The following is a 10953-nucleotide window of genomic DNA, read 5'->3' on the forward strand; positions in this document are numbered from 1 at the left end:
GGCCCCGGGGCGTTACGACTCCGTTTCGGGGTCCGCGACAAGCCCTGGGGAAGACTTTACGAACCGCCTCCGCCGGGCCTACGCGCCGAACGCACCCGGGTGGATCTGCTCCCGGGTCGCCACGTACTGCTGCCGCACCGCCTGTCCCGCCGCCAGCTCCTCGCCCGGCTCCAGGACCTGCGCGGCCGCGCCCTGCCACGCCGGGGGAGTGGCCGGCGACAGCGTGCCGCGGGCCGCCCCGAGGGCCCAGGCGGCCTGACGGGCCGCGCCGAGCGCCGCGTAGTCGGCCGGCTGGGGGACGACGACCTGGGCGCCGAACAGCGCCGGCGCCAGCGCCTGCACGGCCGGCAGCGCGCCCGCCGCGCCCAGCAGGAAGATCCGCCGCACCTCGACACCCCGCCCGCGCAGCACGTCCAGCGCGTCGCCGAGCGCGCAGATCATCCCCTCGAACGCCGCCCGCGCCAGGTGCTCGGGCTTCATCGACTCGCGCCGCAGCCCGCTGAGCGTGCCGGCGGTGTGCGGCAGGTTCGGGGTCCGCTCGCCCTCCAGATAGGGCAGCAGGACGAGACCGGAGGCGCCCGGGGTCGACTTCATGGCCAGCGCGGAGAGCTCGTCGAGGGAGTCGGTGCCCAGCATCTCGGCGGTGCCGCGCAGCGCCCGCACCGCGTTGGAGGTGTGGACCACGGGCAGGTGCATGCCGGTGGCGTCGGCGAACGAGGTGATCATGCCGCCGGGGTCGGCGAGGGCCTCGTGGTGGACGGCCATCACCGAACCGGAGGCGCCGAGCGAGACGACCGCGTCGCCGCGCCCCAGGCCGAGACCGAGGGCGGCGGCCATCGTCTCTCCGGTGCCCGCGGAGATCAGCAGTCCCTCGGGGGTGGTGCCGGCCGCCTCGGCCGGGCCGAGGACCTCGGGCAGCACGGCCTGGTGGCCGAGGGCCAGCTCCACCAGGTCGGGGCGGTAGGAGCCGGTCCGTGCGGACCAGTAGCCGGTGCCGGAGGCGGCGCCGCGGTCGGTGGTGCGGCGGGCCGGCCGGCCCAGCAGCTGCCAGACCAGCCAGTCGTGCGGCTGGAGGATCATCGCGATCCGGCGGGCGTGGTCGGGCTCGGTCCTGGCCAGCCAGCGCAGCTTGGCGACGGCCTGCCCGGGGCCGGGGACGCAGCCGACGGCCTCGGCCCACGCCTGGCGCCCGCCCAGGGACTCGACGAGGTCGGCGGCGGCCACCTGGGCGCGCTTGTCGTTGCGGACCAGTGCGGGCCGCACCAGACCGCCCTGCGCGTCGAGCGGCACGAGCCCGTTCTGCTGGGCGGAGACGCCGATGGCCTCCACGCCTTCGAGGATCCCGCCGGTGGCCGCCTCCCCGAGGGAGAGGAGCCACGACTGCGGATCGACGTCCACGGCCTTGGGTTCACCGGGATGGGGCGCGTACCCCTGGCGCAGTACGGCACCCGTGTCCGTGTCACAGACGACGATGCGTGTGAACTCAGCAGAGCTGTCCAGTCCGGCGACTATCCCCATGACACCTGATTCTGCCGCACGCGGGCCCCTCAGGTGTTGCTGGTGCCCCACTCGTCCTCGTCGACCCTGCCGTTCGCCCGGCCGCGGTCGCGCAGCGACTGCACCCGGTTCGTGACCGAGGCCGGCAGCCGGTCGCCCACCTTGTCGCTCACGAGATGGGCCGCCTTGCCCGCGACCTGGCGTCCCGTCTGCGCGGCGGACTCGGCGGCGTTGCGCACGGCCGGGTTCCGCGAGAAGTCCTTCGCGGACTTCTTCATCTGCTCGTAGCGCTCGCGTCCTGCTCGCGTACCCACCACGTAACCGAGGGCTAGGCCCACGACGAAGGTCAGCTTGTACCGCACGGCTGCGATCCTTCCCTGGAGGTCCTGGGGATACCGATTGGCGGAGCACCCCCCTGCTTGCGCTAATGTATGTCTCGCAGCGAACGAGCGCCCTCCCGGTTCAGCCGGACTGGGTACGTTCGGTGCAACGCAGCAATCCCCTGTAGCTCAATTGGCAGAGCAGCCGGCTGTTAACCGGCAGGTTACTGGTTCGAGTCCAGTCGGGGGAGCGCGATCCCCTGTAGCTCAATTGGCAGAGCATTCGGCTGTTAACCGGAGGGTTACTGGTTCGAGTCCAGTCGGGGGAGCCACACGGAAGAGGACCCTTCGGGGTCCTTTTTCGCGTCTCCGGGAACCGCGCGCCGCGCTGCGCTGTCTTCATGGTCGGCAGAGCCGATCTTCCGGAGCAGGAGATCGTATGAGCGGCTATGCTGCGGCAGAAGGCGCGCACACATGTACGCGCCTCACCGTTCGGGGCGGTAGCTCAGCCGGTTAGAGCAGCGGACTCATAATCCGTCGGCCGTGGGTTCGAGTCCCACCCGCCCCACCACAGCTCGTGGACGCAGGAAGGTTTTGCCTGCGGCCACGAGCTTTTTCATGCACCACGGTGCACTCCCGCTGCGTGTCCCACGGGAGCGACACGCCGGGATCACCCGTATGCCGTGCGGCCGCTGGAGGTCACGAGCCGGTGCCGCGGGCCTCCTACGCCGGGTGTGCCGCCTTGGTCTCCGGGAGGAGTTCGGTGGTGACGAAGGCGATGACCGCGGCGAGGATGACGACGGGGATCATGGCCGTGCCGCCGAGGAGGAGGACGACGAGGACGACGCTGCTGACGGGCAGGCGGAGGGTGGCGGCGGTGGCGGCCGCCATGCCGGCGGCCAGGGCGGGCACGAGGCCGAGACCGGGGAGGGGGGCCAGGAGGACCCCGGCGGCGGCTCCGAGGAAGAGGGCGGGGAAGACGAGGCCGCCGCGCAGGCTGCCCAGGCAGAGGGCGTACGCCGTTCCCTTGAGGAGCAGGACGGCGACGAGTGCCCCCACCCCCCAGGCGTGCGGGTCGGCGGCCAGCTGCCCCAGGGCGGCCTGGCCCGAGAGGGCGACGTCGGCGGGGGAGCGGTCGGTGAGCAGGGCGTAGAGCCCCGCGCAGGCCGCCGCCGCGAGGGCGCAGAGCGCGGTGCGGGCGACCACGCCCGGGGCGACGAAGGCGGCGACGCGCCGGGCCGCCGCCAGCAGCGGGTGCAGGAGGACCGCGACGGCGAGGGCGAAGGGGATCGTCCAGAGCACGTCCGCCGCGTCCAGAGGGGGGAACGGCATCGGCAGGCGGAGGCCGAGGCTGCCGGTCTCCAGCCCGGTCCAGCGACCGAAGCCGGTGAAGACCAGGGCCCCGACGCCGCTGGAGAGCAGCGCCGGCAGCATGACCGCGAACAGCCGGGGGCCGCCGGCTCCCGCCACCTCCATCAGGAGCACCGCGGCGACCAGCGGGTTCCCGAAGATCGCCGCGATGGCGGCCGCCGCGCCGGCCGCGCCGAGCAGCGCGGTGGTCTGCGGGGTCGCCGGACCCCGCGTCAGGTCCCGGACGAGCAGGGCCAGGCCGCCGCCCAGCGCGATCAGCGGCGCCTCCGGTCCCAGGACGGCGCCGAGCGGCAGGGACGCGGTCGCGGCGATCAGGACGCCGGGCAGGGTGACCGGCGCGGCCCCGCCGGCGTGCAGCCCGGATGCCGGGACCTGACCGCCGCCGCCGGGCAGGCGCGCGGCGACCAGGCCGACGACGACCCCCGCGACGAGGAGCAGGGGGAGCGGCCACCACCAGGGCGGGGTGTCCCAGCCCAGGTCGTGCGGCAGGTCGGCCCAGAGGAGGTGTTCGAGTGCGTGCAGCCCGGCGAGGAACCAGAACGCGACGAGGGAGACCGGGACGCCGATGAGGGCGGAGACGGTGAGGACCTTGAGATAGCCGGGGGCGAGAAGCAGGTCGCGCAGCCGGTCCGCCTCCAGGGGCTGCCCCCCGCCGGCGGGTTCCTCCGGACGGGCGTCGGTCTCCGCCATGGACGGCCTCCTCGGGCGCCGCTCAGGACTTCTTCGCGGCGGCCGGCCGGGAGCCGGCGGTCTTCTTCGTGCCGGAGCTCCGCTTGGTCCCGGTGGCGGTCCGCGTGGCCTTGGCGGGCGCCCTCTTGCGCCGCGGCGGGGCCTTCGCCGGTTCCGCCTCCGGCGCCTTGGCGACCGGTGCGGCCTTCTCCCGCTCGGCCTCCCGTGCCTTCCTGGCCCGCGAGGTCGGCCACGTGAACTCGATCTCCAGCTCGATCTCCCCGTTGCCGACCTCGACCTCCACCTCGGTGCGGAGGTCCTCGGGGATGTACAGGCTCAGCGTCCCCTGGCCGTATTCCAGTTCGACGTCGCCGCCTTCCCTCAGCGCCGCGGCGAGCGCGGCGAGCTGGTCGGCCGCTTCGAGGCGCGACATCGAGCGCTTCTGCTCGAACTTGAGGTCCTTCATCGAAGCTCTCCGATCCGGGAGGAACAGTAGATATCGCCCATTGTGATCCGGTGTGCGGGATCCGACATCCCCTGGGAGGGCGGGCCGGCCCCCGGCGGGGCTCATCCCGTCAGCTGGTACAGGCTCCGGCCGACGAGCCAGAGCCCGAGGAGGAGGCAGAGCAGGACGATCGCCTGCTCCTTGTGGCGCGACAGCCACGCCCGCAGGCGCGTCAGGTCGCGCTGCGCGTCCTCCGGCGCGAAGACCGTGTACAGCTCCATGGCCAGCAGGCTGGAGGTGGCCAGGACGCAGAAGCCGAGGAGCGCCAGGAAGGACTGGACGTGGGAGAGGTCGGCCTTCACGACGGTGGCGGCCGCGGCGCTGACCATGCCCCAGGGCTGGAGGAGGACGGCGAGTCCGGCGGCCGACCATCCGGTGGCCTGGTCCATCCGCGAGGTCAGCGACCGCCCGGACCCCACGTGGCCCGCGGCCCGTTCCCCGCCCCCGGCCGCCACCCCGGACCCGCCCCCGGCCGTCCCCGACCCGGTGTCGGCGGACCCCGGCCCGGCGGCCTCGGACGGGGTCCCGGCCTCGGACGGGCTCCCGGCCCCGGCTGCGGCGGCGATGCGGCGGCTGCGGCGGCGCCGGTGCTCGCTGTAGACGATCAGGCTCAGGCCGATGACCAGCGTGGCGGCGAGGGCCGCGATCGTGGGCGGCGAGCGGGGCGCCGGCGGCTGTCCGCCCGTGAAGGCCAGGACCATGGCGATCACGGCGACGAGGCAGGCCAGCCAGGCCGCGATGAAGGCCAGCCCCTTGTACACCCCGCGGGGCGAGGCGAGCACGAGCACGAGCGCCATGCCCGGCAGCGGGTACAGCGTGATGGCCAGGCCGATGAGGACCAGGTCGAGGACCATGGGTGATCACCCGCGCCGGGGCCCGCCGCCGCGGGTCCGTCAGCTCGCGAGGATCTTCGCCTTGGCCTGCGCGAACTCGGCGTCCGTGAGGGCACCGCTGTTCTTCAGCTCGGCGAGCCGGGAGAGTTCCTCCGCGTGACCGCCGCCCCCGCCGCTCCCGGCCGTCTCGCGGACGTAGGAGCGGAACTGCTCCTGGCTCTCCTGCATCCGCTTCATCTCGCGCTCGCCCATGGAGCGCCCCCGGGCGATCAGGTACACGAACACGCCCAGGAACGGCAGCAGGATGACGAAGACGGTCCACCCCGCCTTGCCCCAGCCGCCCAGCTCGTCGTCGCGGAAGATGTCGCCGATGATGCGGAAGAGCAGCATGAACCACAGGACCCACAGGAAGAGCATCAGCATGGTCCAGAACATGTTCAGCAGCGGGTAGTCCACTGCCAGGTTCACCATCGAGTCCTTCATGGCCGATCTCCTGCCGGTCGTGACCGGCCTCGGACGCCCCTGCGGGCGGCCGCGGTCCGGCGGTCGAACTGCCTCCAGAGTGCGCCGCGTCGGAGCCCGCCGCACTCCGGGCGCGAGCGGGGTCCGGACCCGGTCACCCGAACGGCGGAGCCGGGGCGCCGCCGCACCGGTGACGCCCCGGCGCGCCTGCCGCGGGACACCGGCGCCGACGGGGACAGTGACCGCCCGCCGGGCAGCGCGTGGCGCGGCCACGCCGCTCCGTGCGACCGAGAGGGGAAACGTGGACGGGAATCCGGGCAGCCGCCGGTCGGCCCTGCTCACCGCGCTGCACGCGGTCCTGTCACTGGCGGCCGTGCTGGCCGCCTACTACCTGCTGCCGCTGGACTCCTCCTTCAGCGCGGGCACCGTGGCGGTGCTCGTCGTCGGCGTCCTCCTGGTGGCGCTGCTCATCGCCTGGCAGGTGCGCACGATCATGCGGGCCTCGCGCCCGGGGCTGAAGGCCGTCGCGGCCGTGGCGACGGCGCTGCCGTTCTTCGTGGCGCTCTTCGCCGCGACCTACTTCCTGCTGGCCCGCAGCGAACCGGCGAGCTTCACCGAGCCGATGTCCCGGACCGACTCCCTCTACTTCACGATGACCGTGTTCAGCACGGTCGGCTTCGGCGACATCAGCCCGCGCACCGAGGTGGCCCGGCTGCTGACCACGGGACAGATGACGGCCAACTTCCTGCTGATCGGGGTGGCGGCCCGCTTCGTGCTGGGGGCCGTCCAGGAGGGCCGGCGGCTGCGGAGCCTGGAGTCGGGGGAGGAGGAGCCCGGCGGGCCGCCGTTCGCGCGGTGACGGGGCCGGGCCTCCCCGGTCAGGACGCCGGCAGGTCCTCCGCGGGCAGCCGGCCCGCCCGTACGGCGTCGACGAGGGCCCGGTGGTCGCGCTCGTTCTGGTCGGCGTACGCCTCCGCGAAGGTCGCGAGAGCGCGGTCGAAGGAGTCGCCGCCGCCGAGGTAGGCGGCGATCGCGATCCGGTCGCCGGACCGCGCGTGGGCGCGGGCCAGGGTGAGCCCGCACATGTCGCCGAAGGCCGCCATGCCCCGGGGGAGCATCCGCTCCGGTTCGGCGATGCCCTTCCAGTCGCGCAGCTGGCGCACGTAGAAGTCGCGCCGCCGGCCGTCGATCCCGTCCACGCGCTCCCAGCCGAGGAGGATGTCGCTGGTGGCCTGCATCAGGCGTTGGCCGGAGACGACGCGCTCGCCCTGGTTGCGGTACGCGCTGGCACCGGCGTACGGGGCGAGGACGGAGGTGTCCGCCTCCTTGGCCTGGAGGAAGAGCGGGTCGCGGTCGTCGCGGCCGAGCAGCAGGAAGATCCAGCAGCGGGTGCCGACGCTGCCGACCCCGACCACCTTGCGGGCGACGTCCGCGAGACGGTAGTCCGCCAGGAGGGTGCGCCGGTCGGAGGGCAGGGTGGCGCCGTACCGCTCGATCAGCCGGCGGAACTGGCGTTCCAGGGCGGTGCGCTGGAGCTCGGGCAGCAGGTCGGACACCGGCACGAGCAGCGGGGGGTCGGCCGCGATCACGGGCCGGCCGCCGACCGTCTCGGTGAGCCGGTCGAATGCCTGCAGGCTGTCGCGCGTACGGGCCTTCGCCAGGGCGCGGGCCAGGTTCCTCCGGCCGCGCTTGGCGAGCAGGTCCTTGGTCAGGGCCTCCAGGCGCGACTCGTCGATCTTCGCGTACCAGACGTCGATGGTGCGCATGGCCGCGAAGCGGGTCATCGCCTCGCGGTACGAGCGGACGGTGTGCCGGACGATCCGGGCGCGCTCGGCGTCGTCGAAGCCGTTCGCCCGGGCGGCGATGACGAGGCTCGCCGCCAACCGTTTGACGTCCCACTCCCAGGGGCCGGGCAGCGTCTCGTCGAAGTCGTTGATGTCGAACATCAACTGCCGCTCCGGCGAGGCGAGGAGGCGGAAGTTCAGCATGTGCGCGTCCCCGCAGAGCTGGGCCGTGAGCCCGGAGCGGGGGGTGCCGGCCAGGTCGGAGGCCATGATGGCGGCGGCGCCGCGGTAGAAGCGGAACGGCGACTCGGTCATGCGGCCGTAGCGGATCGGGACGAGCTCCGGGACCCGGGTCGCCGACTGCCCCTCCAGGATCGTCAGCGGGTCGGTCCGGTCGGCGGGCGGACGGTACTCGGCGTGGCTCGACCGGGGTGCGCGCCGCCGCGCCTTCCGGCCGAGCGCCGCGCGTTCCTCGGGTGTGGCGCGGCGCGCCGCGCGCAGCACCGTGGTCGCTTTCCGGGCCATCGGAAGCCCTCCTGTCTGCTCTGGTACCGGCTCGACGCCCTGGGGTGGCCGGGCGCGGTCAGTCGGCGGCGCGCGTCCAGCTCGCGCACAGGGCCCAGATGACGAACGCGTTCATCGCCAGCAGGACGATCGCCCACCACGGCTGGTAGGGCAGCCACAGGAAGGCGGCGATCATGCTCAGGCCGGCCAGGCAGACGCCCGCCGCCCTCGCCCAGTTCGCGCGCAGGAAGAGCCCCACGCCGGTCAGCGCGACGACGATCCCGAGGACGAGGTGGATCCAGCCCCAGGTCGTGAGGTCGAACTCGAAGACGTAGTTGCCGACGCGCGCGTAGACGTCGTCCTCGGCGATGGCCGAGATGCCCTGGAGGACGGCGAGGACGCCCGAGAGGGTCAGCAGGACCGCGGCGAAGACGGTGCCGCCGCCGGCGAGGCCGCCGCCTCCGGAGCGGTGCTCCGTACCGGTGCGGCCCTGTCCCGCGGTGGGTGTGTGCCGGCTCATCGACGTCACCTCGCAGCGTGCGGTCCCCGGGTTTCCCCTTCGAGTATCACGGCCGCCGGGCCGGCGTGCTCGGCGGCGGGCGGCGGCCGTGGGGCGGCCCGGCGGCGACCGCCCCCGGCCGGCGGTCGCCGGGGGCGGTGACGGGGTCAGTACGTGAGGATGCCCGGGTCCGTGACGCCCGCGGCGCCCGTCTCCACGTGTCCGGCGAGGCGCCGGACGTAGTCGGCGGACGTGTTGGAGGTGATCGTCACGTCGTACCAGGCGCTGCTGGCGGCCAGGTCGACGGTGTGGGTGACGGTGGCGCCGCGGGGGACGGCGACGGTGACGGAGCCGCCGCCCGCGTAGGCGTGGGCGACGGTGAGGCGGGCGTCGGCGGTCCCCGCGTTGGTGAACGTGAGGTCCAGGTCGCCCGTGGCGGCGTTGTGGCGTGCGGTGACCTCGGGGACGGCGGTCTTGCCGGGGGAGCGGAAGCGGCGCAGGAAGCCGTTGGGGCCGTGCACGGTGAGGTCGGTGACCCCCTTGGAGTACTTGGTGTTCCAGGTGTCGGCGATCGACTTCCCCGCCTCGGCCGTGTAGGTCCAGGGGGCGTCGGTGCGGTTCGCCGAGGTGACGTAGAACTGGGCGCCGGCCGCCGGGCCGCCGCTGAAGGCGAGCCGGAAGGTGCCGGCGACGGCGTCCGCGGCGCCGTCGACGTAGGGGGCGTAGCGGAGCGGGCGGGTCGGCTTGGAGCCGGGCTCCTGGCGGGGCATGGTGCCGACGGCCGGGGCGGTGGCCAGGAAGTCGGGGTGGCGGTTGCGGTCCGGCGGGTAGTAGCCGGCGGTGGGCGGGAGCGCGGCGGGCCGGGTCTGGGTGCGGGTGAAGTCGAAGGCGGTGGTCAGGTCGCCGCAGACGGCCCGGCGCCAGGGCGAGATCTGGGGCTCGCGCACCCCGAAGCGGCTCTCGATGAAGCGGATGACCGAGGTGTGGTCGAAGGTCTCGGAGCAGGTGTAGCCGCCGGTGGACCAGGGCGAGACGACGATCATCGGGACGCGGGGGCCGAGGCCGTACGGGCCGGCCGCGTACCCCGTCTTCCCGGGGAAGTGGTCGAGCGCGGTGGCGACGGTGGAGAGGCCCTGCGCCGCCGAGCTGGGGACGTACGGCGGGACGACGTGGTCGAAGAAGCCGTCGTTCTCGTCGTAGGTGATGAACAGGGCCGTACGGGCCCACACGTCCGGGTTCGAGGTGAGCGCGTCGAGGACCTGCGCGATGTACCAGGCGCCGTAGTTGGAGGGCCAGTTGGCGTGCTCGGAGAACGCCTCGGGGGCGGCGATCCAGGAGACCTTCGGCAGTCGGCCGGCCTGGACGTCGGCGCGCAGGACGTCGAAGTACCCCTCGCCGTTCTTGGCGTTCGTGCCGGTGCGGGCCTTGTCGTGGAGCGGGTTGCCGGGCTGGGCGTTGCGGTAGCTGTTGAAGTAGAGGAGCGAGTTGTCGCCGTAGTTGCCGCGGAAGGCGTCGTTGATCCAGCCCCAGGAGCCGGCGGCGTTCAGGCCGTCGCCGATGTCCTGGTAGACCTTCCAGGAGACCCCGGCCGCCTCCAGCCGCTCGGGGTAGGTGGTCCAGCCGTAGCCCGCCTCGGCGTTGTTGAGGACGGGGCCGCCGCCCGTGCCGTCGTTGCCGGTGTGCCCGCTCCACAGGTAGTAGCGGTTGGGGTCGGTGGAGCCGATGAACGAACAGTGGTACGCGTCGCAGATCGTGAAGGCGTCGGCGAGGGCGTAGTGGAAGGGGATGTCGTCCCGGGTGAGGTACGCCATCGTGGCCTTGGTCTTGGCCGGGACCCAGTTGTCGTACTTGCCCTTGTTGAAGGCGCTCTGGCCGCCCGCCCAGTCGTGGTTGAGGCCCTGGAGGTACTCCATCCCCAACTTGTCGCTGGTCGGCCGGAAGGGGAGCGTGACCTTGCCGCCGTCCGACTGGTTCCAGACCGACTTGCCGCTGGGCAGGGTCACCGGCCGCGGGTCGCCGAAGCCCCGCACGCCCTTGAGCGCGCCGAAGTAGTGATCGAAGGAACGGTTCTCCTGCATCAGGACGACGATGTGCTCGACGTCCTGCAGCGTGCCGGTGGAGCCCTGCGCCGGTATGGACGCGGCGCGGGCGATGCTCTCCGAGAGCATGCTGAACGCGGCTGCGCCGCCGGTCAGCTGGAGAAACCGGCGGCGATTGAGGTCTGCCATGGGGGAGTTGCCCTCCGGGTGTCGTGCGTACGGTGGGGGTGCGGGTACGCCCGCCGGGCGGACCGGCCGACGGGCGCCCCAAGAAGAGCGCCCGCGGGCCACCGCCCGGCGGCCGTCCCATGACTTCCCGCCGTACGCGGGGCGAACCCTTCGCCGGGGTCGGCCCCTCCGCCCTTCCGCGAGGACGTCAGGCCCTCCTTGCCGTGGCGGCGACCCGAAAGTCCTTTCCTTGCCGTGCCTCGATCCGCCATTCCGGTGCCCGTATTCGTGTCCCGTCTCTC

10 protein-coding genes and 3 tRNA genes are annotated in these 10953 nt (G+C 73.4%); 4 read left to right on the forward strand and 9 right to left on the reverse strand.

The genetic code is table 11. The features are described 5' to 3' along the window. Positions 1-78 precede the first annotated feature (78 nt). Both AB0424_RS17340 and AB0424_RS17345 read right to left on the reverse strand, forming a co-directional pair. The gene (locus tag AB0424_RS17340; RefSeq protein WP_366306195.1) at positions 79-1518 is read right to left on the reverse strand and encodes an FGGY family carbohydrate kinase; all 1440 of its coding nucleotides are present in this window, start codon (positions 1516-1518) and stop codon (positions 79-81) included. Positions 1519-1547: 29 nt separating this feature from the next. Further along, a complete protein-coding gene (locus AB0424_RS17345) occupies positions 1548-1859 on the reverse strand; it encodes a YtxH domain-containing protein (protein WP_366306197.1) in 312 nt (103 codons plus the stop codon). 136 nt (positions 1860-1995) lie between these two features. Between AB0424_RS17345 and AB0424_RS17350 the strand changes: the two genes are divergently transcribed. The 3 genes from AB0424_RS17350 to AB0424_RS17360 all read left to right on the forward strand — a co-directional run bounded on the left by AB0424_RS17350 (position 1996) and on the right by AB0424_RS17360 (position 2388). After that, a tRNA-Asn gene (locus AB0424_RS17350) sits at positions 1996-2068 on the forward strand. Positions 2069-2073: 5 nt separating this feature from the next. Beyond that, positions 2074-2149, forward strand: a tRNA-Asn gene (locus tag AB0424_RS17355). A 162-nt stretch (positions 2150-2311) separates the two neighbouring features. Beyond that, positions 2312-2388 (forward strand) — tRNA-Ile (locus tag AB0424_RS17360). A 152-nt stretch (positions 2389-2540) separates the two neighbouring features. On the opposite strand, the gene AB0424_RS17365 is transcribed toward AB0424_RS17360, so the two are convergent. The 4 genes from AB0424_RS17365 to AB0424_RS17380 all read right to left on the reverse strand — a co-directional run bounded on the left by AB0424_RS17365 (position 2541) and on the right by AB0424_RS17380 (position 5678). After that, on the reverse strand, positions 2541-3878 hold the full coding sequence (locus tag AB0424_RS17365) for a chloride channel protein (protein WP_366306199.1): 1338 nt from the start codon (positions 3876-3878) through the stop codon (positions 2541-2543). A gap of 22 nt (positions 3879-3900) precedes the next feature. Continuing rightward, positions 3901-4323: an amphi-Trp domain-containing protein gene (locus AB0424_RS17370; RefSeq protein WP_366306200.1), complete on the reverse strand. Its 423-nt coding sequence runs from the start codon at positions 4321-4323 to the stop codon at positions 3901-3903. A 101-nt stretch (positions 4324-4424) separates the two neighbouring features. Beyond that, positions 4425-5216, reverse strand: a complete 792-nt coding sequence (locus AB0424_RS17375) for a GAP family protein (protein WP_366306202.1) — start codon at positions 5214-5216, stop codon at positions 4425-4427. A 39-nt stretch (positions 5217-5255) separates the two neighbouring features. Continuing rightward, positions 5256-5678, reverse strand: coding sequence for an SHOCT domain-containing protein (locus tag AB0424_RS17380; RefSeq protein ID WP_366306204.1), 423 nt, complete (start codon positions 5676-5678; stop codon positions 5256-5258). A gap of 280 nt (positions 5679-5958) precedes the next feature. Between AB0424_RS17380 and AB0424_RS17385 the strand changes: the two genes are divergently transcribed. Beyond that, positions 5959-6516 (forward strand): potassium channel family protein, encoded by a 558-nt coding sequence (locus AB0424_RS17385; RefSeq protein WP_366306206.1) that lies wholly within the window; start codon positions 5959-5961, stop codon positions 6514-6516. Between the two features lie 19 nt (positions 6517-6535). On the opposite strand, the gene AB0424_RS17390 is transcribed toward AB0424_RS17385, so the two are convergent. The 3 genes from AB0424_RS17390 to AB0424_RS17400 form a co-directional block, all read right to left on the reverse strand. After that, positions 6536-7966 (reverse strand): DUF2252 domain-containing protein, encoded by a 1431-nt coding sequence (locus tag AB0424_RS17390; RefSeq protein WP_366306208.1) that lies wholly within the window; start codon positions 7964-7966, stop codon positions 6536-6538. A 58-nt stretch (positions 7967-8024) separates the two neighbouring features. Further along, a complete protein-coding gene (locus AB0424_RS17395) occupies positions 8025-8474 on the reverse strand; it encodes a hypothetical protein (RefSeq protein ID WP_366306210.1) in 450 nt (149 codons plus the stop codon). Between the two features lie 137 nt (positions 8475-8611). Continuing rightward, entirely contained in the window at positions 8612-10672 is a 2061-nt protein-coding gene (locus tag AB0424_RS17400; protein WP_366306212.1) for a phosphocholine-specific phospholipase C, read from the reverse strand. Positions 10673-10953: the final 281 nt, after the last annotated feature.

It is taken from the genome of Streptomyces sp. NPDC051180 (assembly GCF_040689545.1).
Classification (GTDB): Bacteria; Actinomycetota; Actinomycetes; order Streptomycetales; family Streptomycetaceae; genus Streptomyces.

Excerpts from the sequence above, each read along its gene's own strand:
- AB0424_RS17340 (WP_366306195.1), bottom strand. The coding sequence starts at position 1,518 with ATGGGGATAGTCGCCGGACTGGACAGCTCTGCTGAGTTCACACGCATC.
- AB0424_RS17365 (WP_366306199.1), bottom strand. The coding sequence starts at position 3,878 with ATGGCGGAGACCGACGCCCGTCCGGAGGAACCCGCCGGCGGGGGGCAG.
- AB0424_RS17370 (WP_366306200.1), bottom strand. The coding sequence starts at position 4,323 with ATGAAGGACCTCAAGTTCGAGCAGAAGCGCTCGATGTCGCGCCTCGAA.
- AB0424_RS17375 (WP_366306202.1), bottom strand. The coding sequence starts at position 5,216 with ATGGTCCTCGACCTGGTCCTCATCGGCCTGGCCATCACGCTGTACCCG.
- AB0424_RS17380 (WP_366306204.1), bottom strand. The coding sequence starts at position 5,678 with ATGAAGGACTCGATGGTGAACCTGGCAGTGGACTACCCGCTGCTGAAC.
- AB0424_RS17390 (WP_366306208.1), bottom strand. The coding sequence starts at position 7,966 with ATGGCCCGGAAAGCGACCACGGTGCTGCGCGCGGCGCGCCGCGCCACA.
- AB0424_RS17400 (WP_366306212.1), bottom strand. The coding sequence starts at position 10,672 with ATGGCAGACCTCAATCGCCGCCGGTTTCTCCAGCTGACCGGCGGCGCA.